This is a genomic window from Lysobacter sp. Soil_N_51 (assembly GCF_057655755.1).
Window position 1 is genome coordinate 293,103 of the sequence record NZ_JBDGLR010000003.1, and the last position, 18,143, is coordinate 311,245.

At 66.7% G+C, this 18,143-nt stretch carries 18 protein-coding genes and 4 tRNA genes; 15 read left to right on the top strand and 7 right to left on the bottom strand.

What is annotated here, in order from left to right; genetic code table 11:
• Nucleotides 1-90: 90 nt before the first annotated feature.
• Nucleotides 91-660, top strand: coding sequence for a DUF998 domain-containing protein (locus AC3A4T_RS06700; protein WP_487674679.1), 570 nt, complete (start codon nt 91-93; stop codon nt 658-660).
• Between the two features lie 130 nt (nt 661-790).
• On the opposite strand, the gene AC3A4T_RS06705 is transcribed toward AC3A4T_RS06700, so the two are convergent.
• From AC3A4T_RS06705 to AC3A4T_RS06715, 3 genes are all read right to left on the bottom strand, one after another.
• Nucleotides 791-1,012 carry a hypothetical protein gene (locus AC3A4T_RS06705; protein ID WP_487674680.1) on the bottom strand — a complete coding sequence of 74 codons (222 nt, stop codon included), beginning with the start codon at nt 1,010-1,012 and terminating at the stop codon, nt 791-793.
• Nucleotides 1,013-1,124: 112 nt separating this feature from the next.
• Nucleotides 1,125-1,406, bottom strand: coding sequence for a hypothetical protein (locus AC3A4T_RS06710; RefSeq protein ID WP_487674681.1), 282 nt, complete (start codon nt 1,404-1,406; stop codon nt 1,125-1,127).
• Between the two features lie 617 nt (nt 1,407-2,023).
• Nucleotides 2,024-3,331, bottom strand: a complete 1,308-nt coding sequence (locus tag AC3A4T_RS06715; RefSeq protein ID WP_487674682.1) for a metal-dependent hydrolase family protein — start codon at nt 3,329-3,331, stop codon at nt 2,024-2,026.
• A 367-nt stretch (nt 3,332-3,698) separates the two neighbouring features.
• Between AC3A4T_RS06715 and AC3A4T_RS06720 the strand changes: the two genes are divergently transcribed.
• Complete coding sequence (locus AC3A4T_RS06720; RefSeq protein WP_487674683.1) at nt 3,699-3,929, top strand: hypothetical protein; 231 nt, start codon at nt 3,699-3,701, stop codon at nt 3,927-3,929.
• A 588-nt stretch (nt 3,930-4,517) separates the two neighbouring features.
• Nucleotides 4,518-4,718: a hypothetical protein gene (locus tag AC3A4T_RS06725; RefSeq protein ID WP_487674684.1), complete on the top strand. Its 201-nt coding sequence runs from the start codon at nt 4,518-4,520 to the stop codon at nt 4,716-4,718.
• 193 nt (nt 4,719-4,911) lie between these two features.
• Here the strand turns inward: AC3A4T_RS06725 and AC3A4T_RS06730 are convergent, their stop codons facing one another.
• Nucleotides 4,912-6,636 (bottom strand): sensor domain-containing diguanylate cyclase, encoded by a 1,725-nt coding sequence (locus AC3A4T_RS06730; protein ID WP_487674685.1) that lies wholly within the window; start codon nt 6,634-6,636, stop codon nt 4,912-4,914.
• Between the two features lie 309 nt (nt 6,637-6,945).
• Here AC3A4T_RS06730 and leuS point away from each other — a divergent pair, with 309 nt between their 5' ends.
• The 6 genes from leuS (at nt 6,946) to rsfS (ending at nt 13,663) form a co-directional block, all read left to right on the top strand.
• Nucleotides 6,946-9,645 carry a leucine--tRNA ligase gene (gene leuS / locus AC3A4T_RS06735; protein WP_487674861.1) on the top strand — a complete coding sequence of 900 codons (2,700 nt, stop codon included), beginning with the start codon at nt 6,946-6,948 and terminating at the stop codon, nt 9,643-9,645.
• Between the two features lie 458 nt (nt 9,646-10,103).
• Nucleotides 10,104-10,757, top strand: a complete 654-nt coding sequence (locus tag AC3A4T_RS06740) for a glutathione S-transferase family protein (protein WP_487674686.1) — start codon at nt 10,104-10,106, stop codon at nt 10,755-10,757.
• A gap of 114 nt (nt 10,758-10,871) precedes the next feature.
• Entirely contained in the window at nt 10,872-11,396 is a 525-nt protein-coding gene (locus AC3A4T_RS06745; RefSeq protein ID WP_487674687.1) for an LPS-assembly lipoprotein LptE, read from the top strand.
• A 22-nt stretch (nt 11,397-11,418) separates the two neighbouring features.
• A complete protein-coding gene (gene holA, locus AC3A4T_RS06750) occupies nt 11,419-12,465 on the top strand; it encodes a DNA polymerase III subunit delta (RefSeq protein ID WP_487674688.1) in 1,047 nt (348 codons plus the stop codon).
• 57 nt (nt 12,466-12,522) lie between these two features.
• Nucleotides 12,523-13,176 (top strand): nicotinate-nucleotide adenylyltransferase, encoded by a 654-nt coding sequence (nadD, locus tag AC3A4T_RS06755; protein WP_487674689.1) that lies wholly within the window; start codon nt 12,523-12,525, stop codon nt 13,174-13,176.
• A gap of 52 nt (nt 13,177-13,228) precedes the next feature.
• Nucleotides 13,229-13,663 carry a ribosome silencing factor gene (gene rsfS, locus AC3A4T_RS06760; protein WP_036109887.1) on the top strand — a complete coding sequence of 145 codons (435 nt, stop codon included), beginning with the start codon at nt 13,229-13,231 and terminating at the stop codon, nt 13,661-13,663.
• 233 nt (nt 13,664-13,896) lie between these two features.
• Here rsfS and AC3A4T_RS06765 read toward each other — a convergent pair whose 3' ends face one another.
• Nucleotides 13,897-14,658: a Bax inhibitor-1/YccA family protein gene (locus AC3A4T_RS06765; RefSeq protein ID WP_160309452.1), complete on the bottom strand. Its 762-nt coding sequence runs from the start codon at nt 14,656-14,658 to the stop codon at nt 13,897-13,899.
• A gap of 224 nt (nt 14,659-14,882) precedes the next feature.
• Here AC3A4T_RS06765 and AC3A4T_RS06770 point away from each other — a divergent pair.
• The 4 genes from AC3A4T_RS06770 to AC3A4T_RS06785 all read left to right on the top strand — a co-directional run bounded on the left by AC3A4T_RS06770 (nt 14,883) and on the right by AC3A4T_RS06785 (nt 15,343).
• Nucleotides 14,883-14,959 (top strand) — tRNA-Pro (locus AC3A4T_RS06770).
• 42 nt (nt 14,960-15,001) lie between these two features.
• Nucleotides 15,002-15,078: transfer RNA gene (locus tag AC3A4T_RS06775), tRNA-Arg, on the top strand.
• 57 nt (nt 15,079-15,135) lie between these two features.
• A tRNA-His gene (locus tag AC3A4T_RS06780) sits at nt 15,136-15,212 on the top strand.
• Nucleotides 15,213-15,267: 55 nt separating this feature from the next.
• Nucleotides 15,268-15,343: transfer RNA gene (locus tag AC3A4T_RS06785), tRNA-Lys, on the top strand.
• A gap of 189 nt (nt 15,344-15,532) precedes the next feature.
• Here AC3A4T_RS06785 and AC3A4T_RS06790 read toward each other — a convergent pair.
• Nucleotides 15,533-15,799: a hypothetical protein gene (locus AC3A4T_RS06790; protein WP_487674690.1), complete on the bottom strand. Its 267-nt coding sequence runs from the start codon at nt 15,797-15,799 to the stop codon at nt 15,533-15,535.
• A gap of 229 nt (nt 15,800-16,028) precedes the next feature.
• Between AC3A4T_RS06790 and AC3A4T_RS06795 the strand changes: the two genes are divergently transcribed.
• Nucleotides 16,029-16,472, top strand: coding sequence for an SRPBCC family protein (locus tag AC3A4T_RS06795; RefSeq protein ID WP_487674691.1), 444 nt, complete (start codon nt 16,029-16,031; stop codon nt 16,470-16,472).
• A 333-nt stretch (nt 16,473-16,805) separates the two neighbouring features.
• Here AC3A4T_RS06795 and AC3A4T_RS06800 read toward each other — a convergent pair whose 3' ends face one another.
• Entirely contained in the window at nt 16,806-17,024 is a 219-nt protein-coding gene (locus tag AC3A4T_RS06800; RefSeq protein ID WP_487674692.1) for a hypothetical protein, read from the bottom strand.
• A 743-nt stretch (nt 17,025-17,767) separates the two neighbouring features.
• On the opposite strand from AC3A4T_RS06800, the gene AC3A4T_RS06805 reads away from it, so the two are divergent.
• Nucleotides 17,768-17,995, top strand: coding sequence for a hypothetical protein (locus AC3A4T_RS06805; RefSeq protein ID WP_487674693.1), 228 nt, complete (start codon nt 17,768-17,770; stop codon nt 17,993-17,995).
• Nucleotides 17,996-18,143 lie beyond the last annotated feature (148 nt).

The following is an 18,143-nucleotide window of genomic DNA, read 5'->3' on the forward strand; positions in this document are numbered from 1 at the left end:
TCGTCTTCGTCGGCCTCGCCTGCGTCGGCATCGCGCTCATCGACAGCAGATCCATCGTCGTCGCCCACGCGCGCCGCGCGCTGGATCGCCGTGGCCGCCGGACTGTGCTGCCTGGCGTCGCTGTACGGATTCGGCGCGGTGCTGGACGGCTATTCGCAGCGCCTGCATCCGCCAGGCCTGCTCGGCGCGCGCGGCATCGACCACGCCGCGGCCTTCAACCTGCTCGGTTTCGCCCTGCCGGGGCTGGCGCTGGCCTGGGTCGGCTGGCGCTTGCGCGAACGCCTCGATCAACGCAGCCGCGCGACCCGCATCGGCGCGTGGATGTGGAGCCTGTCGGCGCTGGCGTGGGCGGCGCAGGGCGCGTTCGTGCTCGATCCGGCCAATCTCGACGCGCAATCCAGCCGCCTGCATGCGGCGATGTGGTTGTTGTGGGCGCTGGCCTTCGTCGCCGGCGCGTTGCTGGTGGGGCTGGATGCGGTCCGGCGTCCGGGCGAGCGCGGTCTCGCCCTGATCGCATGGCTGGCGGCCGCGGCGATGCTGATCGTGCTTCGGGACGGCCAGTTCGGCCTGATGAGCGGGCCGGTCGCGCAGCGCCTGGCGTTGTGTGCGTGGCTCGTGGCCTATGTCGCGATGATGTGGCGCGAACACAGGCCACGCTAAGCGCGGACGGTTGATCGCGCGCGCGGCGGGCAATCTGAGTGGCATCGATCGCCTGTCAGCCGACGTGCGCCGGGTTGCCCGGCGCGCGTTCGAATCCCTGTCGCGGAAAGCTCAGGCCGACGCGGCCGCTTCACTCCGGCGCGGGGCAGAACCGGGTCATGCACCACTGGCGTTCGCGCTGACACAAACTCAACTGCGCCGGCGTCTGCGCCGCGGCGCGGCAGGCGCTGTATTCGGCGGCGCATTCCAGGCATTGCGGCGGCAACGCGGCATAGGCCGGCGCGATCGACGCCAGGGCGAAGCCGCTAAGGCCGGCGAGCGCGGCGGTGTATACGAGGCTGGAGATCTTCATCGATGGCATTCCTTGCGGTGGGCGAACGCCGCGGGGTTGCGACGTGGTTTCAAGCGTGGGCCGGTGAACGCGGCATGGCCGCAATCGATCGGGCTTGATCGATGACGCGGGATCAATTGGCCGTGCAAGAGCGCCTGCATGAGTGATAGCGCGTGTCGCAGGCGACCTCCTGCTCCGGCGTCTCGGCCCGGGTTACGCAACGCTTGTAGTCCGAGTAGCAGGCTATGCAGGTGGTTTCATTGGCCTGCACCGGCGAGGTCAGTGCCACGGAAAATCCCAGTCCTGCGATGGCGATCAGCGCGAACAGCATCGAATGCTTCATGGCGAGTGCGTCCTTATCGGTGGAAAGCCGCGATCTTGCGGCGGTGGCAGTGGCAGTGGCGATGCGTTGCATCGTGTCGGCGTGGCGCGGCCGGCATGGACCGATGCCGCAGCAAGGCAGATCGTTATCGGCGCCTGCCGCGGAGACTGCATCCGCGGCCTGCCTTGCTGCGACATCGGCGTTACCCTGATCGTTTGCGGCGCTTCGTTCGCCGCGCCGCGCGCATCACCGGCGCCTGTCGATGCGGTCGTGGCGGAACCAGTGCGGCACTTGGCCTCTTGTGCCGGGGCCGTCGCGGCGCGGGCGCGCCGCGGAGGCGATCGAAGCGTCGGATGTCGCGACGACTGCGTTGAATGGCCATGGAGTGCCGTGTGTCGAACTCCTTTTCGTTGGCGGTGACCAGCGGCTCCCGCCTCGCGGGCGGCGTGTGCGCATCGCGCTGGCTTGTCGCGATCGCGGCCGCGTCGTGACGATTCGATCCCGCGTCACGTCAAGCCCAAGGTTCCGTTTATAGCACCGGCGTCGCATCTGCGGCTGTGACCGATGCACGGGCAAAACCGGGCGTCCGCGGCTCGATGCATGAGCGTGGCGCAGTCGCGAGCGCGCCGCGAATGATCGCGGCGCGCGTGGGTGTGTTCGCTGGCGTTTTGACAGGCCGGGTCCGACGCGCCGGCCTCGCGGTCGCCGACTCAGAACGTCTGCTTGTAGACCTTGCCGTCCTTCATCACGAACTCGACCTTCATCACCGCATTGATGTCCTCGACCGGATTGCCCGGCACCGCGACGATGTCGGCGCGCTTGCCGGTTTCGATCACGCCCTGGTCGTCGACGCCGAGCACTTCGGCGGCGCGGATCGTCGCCGCCTGCAAGGCGACCGCGGCCGGAATGCCGGCTTCGACCATGTACAGGAACTCGCGCGCGTTATCGCCGTGCGGGCCCACGCCCATGTCGGTGCCGAAGCCGATCTTGACCCCGTTCTTGTAGGCCTTGGCCGCGGTGTCCTGGATCAGCGCGCCGATCCGCGCGGCCTTCGGGCGCACCACATCGGGAAAATAACCGTCGATCTTGGCCTTGTCGGCGACGAAACGGCCGGCGTAGACGGTCGGGATGTACCAGGTGCCTTTCTGTTTCATCAGCGACATGACCTCGTCGGTCATGTAGGTGCCGTGTTCGATCGAGGTGACTCCGCCGAGCACCGCGCGTTTCATGCCCTCGGCGCCGTGCGCGTGCGCGGCGACGCGATAGCCGTAATCGCGCGCCGTGTCCACGATCGCTTTCACTTCATCCACCGTGAACTGCGGCGCGTCGCCGGACTTGGCGTACGACAGCACGCCGCCGGTGGCGGTGATCTTGATGACGTCGCTGCCTTCCTTGTAGCGCTGACGCACGGCCTGGCGGGCGTCGTCGATCGAATTGATCACGCCGTCGGTCGGGCCGGGCGGGCCGATCAGATGCGACAGCGCGTCGTTGTAGCCGTTGGTGGGATCGGCGTGGCCGCCGGTGGTGGCGATCGATTTGCCGGCCGCCCAGATGCGCGGGCCTTCGATCAGGCCCTGATTGATCGCATCGCGCAGATGCGGACTGACTTCGCCGCCGAGATCGCGCACGCTGGTGAAGCCGGCCTGCAGGGTCTTGTTGGCGTAACCGACCGCGCGGAAGGCGAAGTCGACTTCGTCCAGGCGGAAGCCTTCGGAATAGCTTTGCGGGCTGGACTGCGAACCCAGATGCACGTGCAGATCGGTCCAGCCCGGGGTGCAGGTGTGTTGCGACAGATCGATGCTGCGCGCGCCCGGCGCATCGGCGCGGCCGTCGAGCACCTGCTCGATCTTGCCGTCGCGCACGACCACGGTGCGCGCGCCCAGCACCTTGCCGCTGCGCGCGTCGAACAGTTTTCCGCATTGCAGCGCGAGCGGTTCGGCCGGAACGGCGGCGGCGAGGGCGGGCGCGGCGAACGCGCCGGCGAGGGCGATCGATACAGCGGCGGATAAGCGGGTCATGAGCGATTCCGGCAGAAGGGCGGGGTCGAGCCCGCGGTGAAGATCCGCCGCTGTGCGCGCACGGCGAATCGCGATTTGCATCGGCCGGGGAATCGCGCAACCATCCCCCGCGCGACAGTCGAAGCTCCCGGAGCATGCAATCGACGGTGGCGATGGGTCAACGTGACTAACGTACTAGGCTTGGTGATCGGCGCGCGGCGCGGCATCGCGCGCGATGGACGGGCCGGCGCCGATGCGCATCGGCCCGGCCGGATTTCCTCAGGTCGGCCGTGATCCTATCCGTCGCGCGATCCGAGTCTTTCAACATGGCTCTGAGCGAGTTCACAGACCGAGTCCCGAACCTCATTCAATTCCAGGAGCCTTACCCATGAAACGCATCAGCCTGTTGCTCGCCGCATTGTTCGCACTGACCAGCACCAGCGTATTCGCCGAAGGCGAGGGCGATGGCCAGCATGGCGGCCAAGGCGGAGGAAAGACCGATCGCAGCAACAGCCACTTGCCGGTGATCTGCCGCGCGAACGAAACCGCGGTGGTGGTGCAGGGCGCGGACGGCAAGATCGTATGGACCTGCACGAGCGCAGCCGGGTCGGCCTCGTAGTAGCCACCGTTCAGTCGTCGGGGGCGCCGCGCGCATTGACTGGATCTGCCGCGGCGATATCCCTGAGTCTGCGTCTGTCGGCTCACGCGGCGGACGTGTCGCGAAGCGAATCACGAACACGCAGACCTGCGCTCGCCGGCCCTGCATGCGGCGAAAGCGTTCGATATCGATTCCGAACTGGTTTGGCCGAAGCGCGAGGCCGGCTGCTTGGCTGAGGCGGCGGCGTAATGGTGGCGTCATGGCGGAGCCGGCAGCGTTTTTTACTCGAACCGCAGCGCAGGCATGCATCGATCCAGTCGCCGCGATTGCGCGGTGATCCGATCGGCGGCAACGGAAAACCATACGCCCTGCAATGGAGCAACCATTTGCCGGCGCGGCATTCGAAGTGGCGCGCCATCCGTGCAAAACGGCACGTGCCGAGTGCGTTTTCGCGACGACGTTAGCCGAATCGGGCCGTTCATCCGATTTGAGACGCTTGTCGCGGGCGAAAGGCTCGTGCAAGGTAGCGCTCGCCTGAGGCCGTACGGACCGGGACTTCAGGTGTTGAACGCAGCGCGAATCCGGTTCGCCAGCGCGAGTCGAACCCCAATGAACAAACTTCTTCTTCAGATCGCCGCGGCTGCCGTCGTGGTCGTGTCGTTTTCCGCTTCGGCCGTCGATGTGCGCTCGGCGCCCGTGCTGAGCAGCAGCGGCGGGTTCCAGAACCTGCCCAAGAGCTGCCCGGCGGGCAAGACCGCACGCATCGTCTACGACCAGAAAGGCACGCCGATCGGCGTGGTCTGCGTTTAACGCGGCACGCATATCCGCGTTGGGCGAACCCTGAGGTTCGCCTGTCCGGATGGCGCTTGAAGACGAAGCCGCGGCATGCCGCGGCTTCGTCGTATCGGCGCGGACGCGGCATCAATGCGTGGGTCGAGCGGGCTTATCGGTCCATGTCGGCGCGCACGACGCGCGCCGCAGCTTATCGACTCAGGCCGTCGCCTCACGCAGCACTAAGCGCGCGATTGCCGTCGACCACGCGGTCGCGGCCTTCGCCCTTGGCGCGGTACAGCGCGGCGTCGGCGATCTGCAGCAGCTGCTGCGGGGTTTCGCGATCGTCCTGCGAGGTCGCCAGGCCGATCGAGCACGTCGCCGGGCCGAAGCTCTGGCGCAGGTGCAGGATCGTGGTCGAACCGATGGCCGCGCGGATCTGCTCGGCGCGCCGCAGCGCGGTCGCGGCATCGGCTTCGGGCAGCACGATGGTGAATTCCTCGCCACCGTAGCGGCAGGCGATGTCTTCGTTGCGGACCAGGTCGTGCAGCACTTGCCCGACCCGCGCCAGCAGCGCGTCGCCGGCGGCATGGCCGTGGGTGTCGTTGAAACGCTTGAAGTGGTCGATGTCGAGCATCAGCACCGACAGCGGCAGTTTGCGCCGCTGGCAGCGCAGCAGTTCGCGCTGCAGGTTCTCTTCCAGGTAGCGGCGGTTGAACAGGCCGGTCAGCGGGTCGCGCAAGGACTGCACGCGCAGAGTTTCGCGCAATTGCAGGTTGACGATGGCCTGGCTGAGTTGTTCGGCGATGGACTGGATCAGCCGCAGGTCGGCGTCCTGCGGCGGCTGCTCGCCGCTCAGGCACAGCAGGCCCAGCGAAGTGTTCTGCGCCATCAGCGGCACGCACAGGTTCCAGCGCGGATCGTCGTCGCCGCGCGCCGGTTCCAGGTGATTGCAGCGGACCGCGCCGCGATCGCCCTGGACCCGCTGTGGCTGGCCGCGGCGCAGCGCCCAGCAATCGTTGGGGTGCAGCAGGTCGGCGCTGACGATCTTTTCCTCGCCGAAACGCGCGGCGGTTTCGGCCAGGTTCTGCGAGGCGCGCAGGATGTAGCAGCGCCCGCCGATGCTCGGGATCAGGTCGGCGATCAGGTGCGCGGTCATGTCCATCGCTTCCTGCAGGTTCTGGCAGCTCTGCAGCAGACCGGCGTAATGGCTCAGGCTGCGGTGGCGCTCGGTCAGCAGGTGGCGCTCGGACGCCGAGGCCTCCAGGTCGATCAGGGCCTGGCGGGTCTCGCGTTCCAGTTCGCGGCTGCGCCGGTTCTCGCGCCACAGGCTGTACATCAACAGCGCCAGCAGGATCATCGCCAGGCCGATGCCGAGCACGACCAGCGCGGTCAGCAGGCTGGCGCGGTATTCGCTGCGGGCGTGGCGCGCGGCCAGCAGCGCGCGCTCGCGCTCGCGCATGACCTCGGCGAGCGCGGTCAGCTCGCGCATCTGTTCGTAACCCTTGCTGGTCTGGGCCTCGATCCGCGCCCGCGCCGGGTCGCGGCTGTGCAGTTCGACCAGGCGGTCGATCTCGGCCAGGCGCGCGCGCACCCGCCGTTCGAGGTCGCGGGCGAGGCGGTTCTGCGCCGGGTTGTCGGCGGTCAGGGAGATCAGCCGGCTGGCGCCGCTCAGCGCGCCGGGGATGCTGGTCAGGTATTCGGCGCGCAGCGTCGATCGGTCGGTGAGGCGGTAGCCGCGGGCGCTGGATTCGACCGTGCGGGTCGCGGCCACGGTCGCTTCGATCTCGCCGAGCACCTGGTAGGAATGCTCGACCCACTGCGAACTGCTGGCGAACCCGCGCAGGCCCAATACCGTGGCCACGCCGACCGCGGCCAGCAGCACCGCCGACAGCACGAAGGCGGGCAGGCGATAGGCGCGATAGGGGTTCGGGCGGGGCGGCTGAGACGGGAGCAAGGCGGGCTCGGGCGGCGTTTCGGCGCAGGCATCATCCCATACGGCGCCCTGGGTACCGCGAATTGGGCCGAACGCTCACATCGATCTGCGCAGTTAATGTGCCAGCCGGAGCGGCTGCGCGGATTCCGGGAACCGGCGGCCGCGCCGCCGCGATCGATCGATCCGGGCCATCGAGGCCCGAATGGCGGGCTTTTGTGCGCTGCGGTAGGCTTGCCGGTCCTGTCCTCTCGCCATTGCCCACCCGTGTCCGACGCCGCCCCCGCCCCGCACGACCCCAAGAACGAACACCACGGCTTCGATCCCAGCGCCCTGGAAGCCGCCGCCCAACGCTATTGGGACGCCACCCGCGCGTTCGAGGTCGACGAGCGTTCCGACAAGCCCAAGTACTACTGCCTGTCGATGCTGCCGTATCCGTCCGGCGCGCTGCACATGGGCCACGTGCGCAACTACACCATCGGCGACGTGATCAGCCGCTACAAACGCATGACCGGTTTCAACGTGCTGCAGCCGATGGGCTGGGACGCGTTCGGCCTGCCGGCCGAGAACGCCGCGATCAAGAACAAGACCGCGCCGGCCAAGTGGACCTACGCCAACATCGCCCACATGAAGGCGCAGCTCAAGACCATGGGCTACGCGATCGACTGGTCGCGCGAATTCGCCACCTGCACGCCGGACTATTACGTCCACGAGCAGCGCATGTTCGTGCGCTTGATGAAGCAGGGCCTGGCCTATCGCAAGAACTCGGTCGTGAATTGGGACCCGATCGATCAGACCGTGCTGGCCAACGAGCAGGTCATCGACGGCCGCGGCTGGCGCACCGGCGCGCTGGTCGAGAAACGCGAAATTCCGCAGTGGTTCCTCAAGATCACCGACTACGCGCAGGAACTGCTCGACGGCCTGGACACGCTGCCGGGCTGGCCGGAGGCGGTCAAGACCATGCAGCGCAACTGGATCGGCCGCAGCGAGGGCCTGGAGATCCGTTTCGACGTGCGCGATGCGGACGGCAACGCGCTGCAGCCGTTGACCGTGTTCACCACGCGTCCGGACACGCTGATGGGCGCGACCTTCGTGTCGATCGCCGCCGAGCATCCGCTGGCCGTGCACGCGGCGCAGTCCGATTCCGATCTGGCCGCGTTCATCGCCGAGCTGCGCCAGGGCGGCGTGTCCGAGGCCGAACTGGAAACCCAGGAAAAACGCGGCCGCGACACCGGCCTGCGCGCGATCCATCCCGTCACCGGCGAAGAAGTGCCGGTGTACGTCGCCAACTTCGTGCTGATGAACTACGGCACCGGCGCGGTCATGGCCGTGCCCGGCCACGATCAGCGCGACTGGGAATTCGCCAAGCGTTATCAACTGCCGATCAAGACCGTGATCGTGCCCGACGCGGTGCGCGATGCGCTGGCCGAAATCGGCCGCGACGTCGCCAGCCATCCCGACGCGATGAGCAGCGCGCTCGGCGGCGGTCCGTCGATCGACGTGTACGACACCGGCGCGGCGGTGCAGGTGGTCGAACAGTTCCAAAGCGCGATCCAGGAACAGGGCCCGTGGACCGAGCGCGGCTGGCTGGTCAATTCCGGCGAGTACGACGGCATGGATTTCCAGCAGTCGCTCGACGCGCTGGCGACCCGCTTCGAAGCCGAAGGTCGCGGCAACCGTCGGGTCAACTACCGTCTGCGCGACTGGGGCGTGAGCCGCCAGCGTTATTGGGGTTGTCCGATCCCGGTGATCCTGTGCGCCAAGTGCGGCGACGTGCCGGTGCCGGAAGACCAGTTGCCGGTGGTGCTGCCGGAAGACGTCGAATTCAGCGGCGTCGCCTCGCCGATCAAGTCCGACCCGCAATGGCGCAAGACCAACTGCCCGAACTGCGGCGGCGAGGCCGAGCGCGAGACCGACACCTTCGACACCTTCATGGAGTCGAGCTGGTACTACGCGCGCTACACCTCGCCGGGCGCGAGCCAGCAGGTCGACGAGCGCGCGAAGTACTGGACCCCGGTCGACCAGTACATCGGCGGCATCGAGCACGCGATCCTGCATCTGATGTATTTCCGCTTCTATCACAAGCTCATGCGCGATCAGGGCCTGGTCGACAGCGACGAGCCGGCGACCAACCTGATGACCCAGGGCATGGTGATCGCCGAGACCTTCTCGCGCGGCCCGAAGGGCGCGCAGGACTGGTTCAATCCGGCCGACGTGGACGTGATCCGCGACGAGCGCGGCCGCATCACCGGCGCGACGCTCAAGGCCGACGGCCTGCCGGTGGACATCGGCGGCATCGAGAAGATGGCCAAGTCGAAGAACAACGGCGTCGATCCGCAGTTGATGGTCGGCAAGTTCGGCGCCGACACCGTGCGCCTGTTCTCGATGTTCGCCGCGCCGCCGGACCAGTCGCTGGAATGGAACGAGGCCGGCGTGGAAGGCATGGCGCGGTTCCTGCGCCGGGTGTGGGTGTCGGTGCACAAGCACGTCGCCGACGGCATCGCGCCGGCGCTGGACCTGGTCTCGCTGGACGCCGCGCAGAAGACCCTGCGCCGGCAGCTGCACGAAGCGATCCAGAAGGTCGGCGACGATTACGGCCGCCGCCACAGCTTCAACACCGCGATCGCCGGGGTGATGGAACTGCACAACCACTTGTCCAAGTTCGACGACGCCAGCGACAACGGCCGCGCCTTGCGCCAGGAAGTCCTGACCGCGATCGTGCTGCTGCTCAACCCGATCACCCCGCACACCAGCCATGCCCTGTGGCAGGTGCTGGGCCATGCCGAGACCCTGCTCGAAGACCTGCCGTTCCCGCAGGCCGACACGTCCGCGTTGACCCGCGACACGGTGACCCTGGCGGTGCAGGTCAACGGCAAGCTGCGCGGCACCATCGAGGTCGCGGTCGGCATCGCCAAGGAAGACGCCGAGCGTCTGGCCCTGGCCGAACCGAACGTGGTCAAGTTCATGGAAGGCCTGACCGTGCGCAAGGTGATCGTGGTGCCGGGCAAGATCGTCAATATCGTCGCGTCGTAAGGTTCGCGGCGGGGTGGGGGGACGCTAAAAGCGAAGAGCTAAAAGCGAAGAGCGAAGAGCGAAGAGCGAAGAGCGAAGAGCGAAGAGCGAAGAGCGAAGAGCGAATCCCCCTCGGTCCCCCTTTTGCAAAGGGGGGAAGACAAGCACGGGCTTTGCCGGGATGCGAAGCGAGTACGACAGTTGCGAAACGAAAGCTGCAATTGCGAAACGAACGCTGCAATTGCCAAGTCAGCGCGGCGATTGCGAAACGAGCGCGGCGGTTACGAAGCCAAGCGGGTTTTGCTGAGCAAGGCATCGCGAAACCAAGCAGCGTCTCTCCGCAGGCATCGCTGGACGTACCCGACGCCATCGCCTTTGCTTTCCGCTCTTTGCTTTTCCCCCCTTTGCAAAAGGGGGGCAGGGGGGATTCGCTTTTGCCCTTGCTTGCCCCCGCCCGCGCCCAACATCCAAAGCCAGCCATGACCCCCATCCTCTACTGCCACCCCGACTCCGGCTTCAGCTACAAAGTCGCCCTGGCCCTGCGCCTGCTCGGCATCGAGTTCGAACAACGCCAGGTCAACATCCGCATCCCGCGCGACCAGCGCTCGCAGGAGTTCCGCGACCTCGCCGTCCACGGCGAAATCCCGGTGCTGCGCATCGATGGCCTGGCGCTGTGCCAATCGAACGTGATCCTCGACTATCTCGCCGTGCGCGAAAGCCGCCTCGACGGTGCCGATCTTGAACATCGCCTGCATGTGCGCGAATGGCTGGCCTGGGAAGCCAACCGGATCAGCCTCAACCTCGCCCACTCGCGCTACGGCCGCCAGATCGGCCACTACGACCCGGCCGTGCTGGCCTGGTACGACCGCCGCTCGATCGCCGACCTCGACCGCCTGCAGGCGCAGCTGAGCCAGACCGCGTGGCTGGCCGGCGCCGCGCCGACCATCGCCGATGTCGCCTGCAGCGGCTATCTGCTGTACGCGGTCGAGCCCTGGGCCGAGGCGGCCGGTTTCCCATGGCGGCTGTGGAGCGAACGCTGGCCGGCGGTGCATGCCTGGCTCGAACGCCTGCTCGCATTGCCGGGCGCGCAGACCCCGCAGGCGCTGTTCGCCGGGCACGAGATTCGTTACTGAGTCGAACCGGATCGATCGCGCCATGCGGCAAAACCGCATAGTGCGCATCGCCCGGGCCCGCGCGGTTCAGCCTTGCTATTGATGCCCGCAGCCGCGTCGTCCAGACTTCGCCCCATGACGCCTCGCTCTCCCTTCCTGTTCAAAGCGGCCGCCCGCACGTCGCTGTTGGCCCTCGTGCTGGTTCTGTCGGCCTGCGGATTCCAGTTGCGCCAGGCCCTGACCCTGCCGCCCGACCTCGGTCCGGTGCGGGTGGTTTCGGCCAATCGCTACAGCCCTCTGGCCGAATCGCTGGCGCAGGCGCTGACCCGCGCCGGCGCGGTGCCCGCCGAGGCCGATTCCAGCGAGGTCGCGGTGCTCGACCTGATTTCCGAGCGCTGGGGCGACAGCCCGGCCGCGCTCGACGAACTCGGCCGCGTGCAGGAATACAGCCTGCGCTACGCGGTGGTGTTCGAACTGCGCAAGGCCGACGGCACGGCGCTGGTGCCGCGCCAGACCATCGAACTGTCGCGCGACTACGTGTCCAACCCGACCAACGCCATCGGCACCGAGGGCGAGCGCGAAATACTGATGCGCGAAATGCGCCGCGACATGAGCGCCGCGGTGCTGCGCCGGATCGGCGCGGTCAGCGAGCGGCGCTAAGCCGCCCGCGCCGCCGCTTGCGATGGAACTGACCCCCGAGCGCCTGCTCGGTCAACTCGACAACGAAGCGCTGCGGCCGGCCTATCTGATCGCCGGCCCCGAGCCGCTGCGCGTGCTCGAAGCCGCCGACGCGGTGCGCGCGAGCGCGCGCAAACAAGGCATCGCCGAACGCGAAATCTTCGAAGCCGAAGGCAATCAGCGCGAACCCGACTGGAACGCGATGTCGGCCTCGTTCCGCGCGCCCAGCCTGTTCGCCAGCCGGCGCCTGCTGGAACTGCGCCTGCCCAGCGGCAAGCCGGGCAAGGAAGGCGCCGAGGTCATCAGCGACTTTTGCGCCGACCCGCCGCACGACGTCAGCCTGCTGATCACCGCCGGCGACTGGAGCAAGCAGCACGGCGGCAAGTGGAGCGAAGCGGTCGGCCGGATCGGCCACATCGCGGTCGCCTGGGCGATCAAGCCGCACGAACTGCCCGACTGGATCGAACGCCGGCTGCGCGCGCGCGGCCTGCGCGCCGACCGCGACGCGGTGCAGAGCCTGGCCGACCGGGTCGAGGGCAACCTGCTCGCGGCCGCGCAGGAGGTCGACAAGCTCGCCCTGTTGTCCGACGGCGAAACCCTGGACCTCGAACGCATGCAGGCGCTGGTCGCCGACGCCGCGCGCTTCGACGTGTTCCGCGTCCTCGATGCGGCCATGAACGGGCAGGGCGCGCAGGTCTCGCGCATGCTCGCCGGCCTGCGCGCCGAGGGCGAGGCCGTGCCGGCCCTGCTCGGCATGGTGGTGATGGAATTGCAGCGCACCGCCGCGCTGGCGCGGGTCAGCGCGCGCGGCGGCAATATCGCTTCGGAATTCAAGGCGCAGCGGATCTGGGATTCGAAGCAGCCGATGTACCGCCGCGCCCTGCAGCGCCACGACGCGCGGCGCTGGGAACTGCTGTTGGCCCAGGCCGGCCGGGTCGACCGCATGGCCAAGGGCCGCGAGGCCGGCGACGCCTGGGTCGCGCTGGAACGCCTGCTGCTGGCCGTCGCCGAGCCGCGCGCGCTGCGCCTGCTCAGTGTCTCGGCCGGCTGAGCCCGGACATGAGTCAGCCATGAGCCAGCCCATGAGCCGGCGACACGGAATCCGCGCATGAGCCTGCTCGTCTTCTACGGCGGCACCTTCGATCCGATCCACGACGGCCACATGGCGATCGCCTGCGCCGCCCGCGACGCCTTGCAGGCGCGGGTGCGGCTGATGCCGGCCGCCGACCCGCCGCACCGCGCGCCGCCTGGCGCCAGCGCCGAGCACCGCGCGCGCATGCTCGATCTGGCCGTGGCCGGCGAGCGCGATCTGGTCGTCGACCGGCGCGAATTGCGCCGCGAGGGCCGCTCCTACACGGTCGAAACACTGCGCGAGGTCCGCGCCGAGGTCGGCCCGGCGCAGCCGCTGGCCTTGCTGGTCGGCGCCGACAGCTTTCTCGACCTGCCGCAGTGGCGCGAATGGCAGGCGCTGTTCGATCTGGCCCATTTCGTCGTCGCCGAGCGCCCGGGCAGCCCGCTCGACCCGGCCCGCATCGAATTCGCAACAGGGCGTGAGACGGTCGACGTCGAAGCCCTGCGCGGGACCCCGGCCGGCCGGGTCTATCGCCTGCACCAGCCTTTGCATGCCGAATCGGCCAGCCAGGTGCGCTCGCTGATCGCCGCCGGCGAAGCCTGGCGGCAGTACGTCCCGGCGCCGGTGGCCGCCTACATCGAGCGCCACGGCCTGTACGGCGTCCCGGCCGTGCGCGGCGCGCCGGTATAGGCCTCCGGTATAATCCCGGCACACATTCCCGATAACGCAGAGCCGCATTCTCTTGACCAGCCAAGCCCAAGTCATCAAGACCCAGTTGCCGAACCCGCCGCCGCCGACCGAGCTGATCCTCAAGACGGTCCACGCCGCGGTCGAAGAACTCAAGGCCAAGGATGTCGTCGAGATCGACGTACGCGGCAAGAGCAGCGTTACCGACTACATGATCGTCGCGTCCGGCACCTCCACCCGCCACGTCAAGTCGATCGCCGACGAAGTGGTCAAGTTCGCCAAGAACCTCGACGTCATGCCGCTCGGCGTGGAAGGCGAGCGCGAAGCCGAATGGGTGCTGGTCGACCTCGGCGACGTCGTCGTCCACGTCATGCTGCCGCGCGTGCGCGAGTTCTACGCGCTCGAGCGCCTGTGGACGGTCGGCGACCAGCCGCCGCCGCCGGAAGGCTACGAAGGCAAGTTCGAGACCGACGACGAAGACCGCTTCTGATTGGCGGCCCGCTTCCGAGCGGGACGTTTCGAAACGAACCAACGACGGCGCCCACGGGCGCCGTCGTCGTTTCCGGCTCATGAAATCCCGCGCAACCAAGCCCCTGACTCGCAAGCGGCGACCGCAGGGCGTGCAGAGCTGAGAGGGGTTGGGGTGAGGGGCCCTCACGATCGCCAGACAAAGAAAAAGGGCGCCCAAGGCGCCCTTTTCCGTCAACCGCAAGCCAATCCGAATCAGTTACGCGACTGAATCTTCGACAGCAAGCGCAGGAACTCGATATACAGCCACACCAGAGTGACCATCAGCCCGAACGCGCCGTACCACTCCATGTACTTCGGCGCGCCCTGCTCGACGCCGGTCTCGATGAAATCGAAGTCCAGCACCAGGTTGAGCGCGGCGATCACCACCACGAACAAGCTGAAGCCAATGCCGATGATCCCCGACTGATGGATATACGGCACCTGGATGTTGAAGAAGCTCAGCGCGAAGCTGACCAGGTAGAGCAGGGCGATGCCGCCGGTGGCCGCGACCACGCCGAGCTTGAAGTTCTCGGTCGCCTTGATCAGGCCCGAGCGGTAGGCGAACAGCAGCGCGAACAGGGTGCCGAAGGTCAGCATCACCGCCTGGATCACGATGCCCGGGAAGCGGGCCTCGAACATCGAGGAGATCGCGCCGAGGAAGAAGCCCTCGACCAGCGCGTACAGCGGCGCCGTCACCGGCGACCAGGTCTTCTTGAAGGTGGTGACCAGGGCCAGGACCAGGCCGCCGATCGCGCCGCCCCAGATGTACGGGCCGGCGCCGATCACGCCCTGCTCGGTGATCTGCACCTGACTCCAGGCGAAGGCCGCGGTGAGCACGGTCAGCAGCAGCAGGAAACCGGTCTTGTTGACCGTGCCGTTCAGGGTCATCACCTGATCGCCGCCGCGCACGACCGCGCCGCTGCCCAGGTCGAGGAAAGTCGATTCCTTCAATGCGGGATTGCCGCTGCGGATCATGGTCTTGCTCCTTGAAAACGTACCGCGCACAGGCCGCGATACTTGAGAATGAGGTGTACCTGGGGCCGAAGCATACACGGCGCAAGCGCCGCCGCGCCTTTGCCGAGCGCGCCGGCGCGCGCCGCCGCCAGAATCCATCGCTTCGACCTCATTGACAGCGGCGAAAGCGCCCACCACACTATGCGGCCTTTCGCGGGGTTGGTGTGCCGCGGGAGTCCCGGCTTCGGGGTATAGCTCAGCCTGGTAGAGCGCCAGCTTTGGGAGCTGGATGTCGTGGGTTCGAATCCCTCTGCCCCGACCATCCGTCGAACAGGCCGAGCGTCAGTTAAGATTCTTCCGACTGGCGCCCGTAGCTCAACCGGATAGAGCACCGGCCTTCTAAGCCGGTGGTTGCAGGTTCGATTCCTGCCGGGCGCGCCACGTCGTAACGCTTTTAAATGTCGTTTCGCTTTAAGATGTAGCTTGTAGATGTCTATGGTGGATGTAGCTCAGTTGGTTAGAGCACCGGATTGTGATTCCGGGGGTCGCGGGTTCAAATCCCGTCTTCCACCCCAAATTTTAGTTGTGCGGCACTGCGTAGTTCGGTTATAGTGTCGCTCCGGTTTTATCGGGCTGTTAGCTCAGTTGGTAGAGCAGTTGACTCTTAATCAATAGGTCCAAGGTTCGAATCCTTGACAGCCCACCAAATAAGAAAAGGGACTTGGCCGCAACGCCAAGTCCCTTTTTCTTTGCCCGGAGTTTCTCGGCCCGAAACTTCCCGGCCTGAAGATTCCCGCTGAATTTATAGCTCTCTTCGGCGGTGTCGCGTACCGCGTACCGCGCGCCGCGCGATGCGGAGGCCGCATTCCAGCCGGCCTCCTGTCCGCCGTATCGCTCAGTCGAAAACCTGTTCCTTGGCGAGCGCGATCAGACGGTCGTATTGCTCGAGGAAACCCGCGGGCGCTTTTCCGCCCTGAGTGAACGCCGAGCGCATGCTGTCGGCCACGGCGGTGTATTCGCCGGCGATGCGCCGACGATAGTCGGTATCGGCGGTTCTGATCATGGCCTTGAGCAAGACGTCGTGGGCCGCCAAGGTGGCGAAAATCTTGTCCATGAGGTTGATCTCATGGGCGGAGGGGGCGTTGCGGTCGTTGCCGGACATGGGGACTCCAATTGCCGTGATGGGAAGGCGCCGCGATGAGGCGAGCCTGAAAGATGTCGCGGGTTGCCTTCAGTTTACGGTTCCCGCGCCACGCCCGGCCACGCCCGGCTTTTTGGCCGCGTCCGACCACGCCGCGCGAACCTTCATTCGTGTAAGAACCCGATGTCGATTCGCGCCCTGCTGGTTCGTCGGACTCAGTGAGGGCTTCACCTCGCTTAGGAGATATCCCATGAGTGGCACCGTCCGCCTGCATCGCGTCTTCACCGCCCCGACCGAGCGCGTCTACCGCGCCTTCCTCGACGCCGCCGCCCTGTCCAAGTGGCTGCCGCCGGACGGCTTCACCTGCACCGTGCATGAGCTGGAGGCGCGGGTCGGCGGCCGATACCGCATGAGCTTCACCAATCTTTCGACCGGCAACGGCCACAGCTTCGGCGGCACGTATCTGGAACTCGTGCCGAACGAGCGCATCGTTCACGACGACCGCTTCGACGATCCGAATCTGCCGGGCACCATGGTCACCACGATCACCTTGCGCGCGGTCTCGTGCGGCACCGAAGTGCAGATCGTGCAGGAAGGCATTCCGGACGTGATTCCGGTCGAACAGTGTTATCTGGGCTGGCAGGAATCGCTGACTTTGCTCGAGCGCCTGGTCGAGCCGACGATTCCGGATTGATCCTCGCTGCGGCATCGCGCGGCTCGGGATTCGGGTTCTGAGTTGCGAATCCATTCGAACGGGCATCTGCACGAGCCGCGACGAACCTGCCGGGGGACAATTGAGATTGTCGCGATCGCTTAAGCCGAATCACGACGATTACGCGTCCAGTGGCGACGCCCGATCAGCTCGGCTCACCTCCCGATGCGGCTTATCGATCCGCGGTCGCGACGCATCGTCGAATGCGACGAAACGAAAAGGCCCGGTCTATCCGCCGGGCCTTTTCTGTTCAGCGAGCCGTCCTGGTGTTCGGCGACGTGCCATCGCCACGGCGCGGGCTGAACGCTTGCAGGATCAGGGGGTGTAGCAGGGGCCGCCGCCAATCGGGCACGACTTCACGAACACCCATTTGTAGTTCGTGCAGGTGTAGTAGTTGCGCCGTCCGTTCTGCACGACGGTCGTCGAGGCGCCGTTGGGACTGCACGACTGCCCGGCCACCTGCGCGCTCGCGGTACCGCCAGCGCCGATCATCAATCCCGCCGCGAACACCGCGGCCGCTACTTTCTTCGTCATCGTCGAATTCATCACTTGCTCCATGTGCTTAACAATGTCGCTGGATTGGTTCGCGGGCATTGGCGGGACATGCAGCGTACAACTAGGGTCCGCGTATGCCGGCACGGGCAGCCAGCGCCTCTGTCCGTCATCGGATATCGCGCTTCGCGCATCGAATGCGACCTGGGAAGCTCGAGCCTGGACACGTGACGAATCAGGGATAACCTATTTTTCGCCGGATGTCAGACGTTCGCGTGCATGGCGCAAAACCGAAGCGTGATCTTCATCGGCACTTCGCGGCGGCGAACATGGCGATCGCGTAGTCATCGCAATCACTCGCGCGCCATCCGCGTGGCTGAAAAGATCAGCGGCTTAGCAAATGCATCGATGGCTGCGACGGGCGGGCGCCGCGTCGCTGACGCCGATGGTCTTGGCGAACGCGTGGATGTCGCAGCCGCGATGGACCGCGGATAGGCGTGCGCTGCATTCAAGGATAAAAGTGCCGGTGAAGATCACGTTTTAAGCGTGATCCACAGTCTCGAACATCGCACAGCGGCGCAAAAATCGGCTATCCCTATCAAGGCGTGTCCAGGTCTGAACTGCGCCGATCCCATTCGTCGCCCCCACGACAGCACCGGTACCCGACAACGGACAGAATCGCTGGCTGTCCGTGCTGCCATTCATGGCGCAAGTTTCGTTTGCATGCCGCCGCGAATGCCCGCGAATCGTTCCAGCGACATCATGTTATGCAAAGGGAGCAACGAATGAATCGGACTGTGATGAAGAAGATGGCGGCCGTGGTGTTCGCGGCGGGTATGGCGATCGGCGCCGGCGGCACCGCGAGCGCGCAGGTCGGCGGCCAGTACTGCAATCCCAACGGCGCCACCACGACCATCGTGCAGGGCAGCTGGCGTTACTACTACACCTGCAGCAGTCACAAGTGGGTGTTCGTCAAGGCATGCCCGATCGGCGGCGGACGCTGCGTCTTCTGATCGTACTCATGCGGGCCGTTGCGGCCGGTGCCCTGGCGACCGTCATGTCGCGATGAATCCTGGACGGCCCCATGGATGAAAAGCCCGGCAGACATGCCGGGCTTTTTTTGTCCGCGTCAGTTCAGCGTGCTGTCGAAGCAGGCGCGCG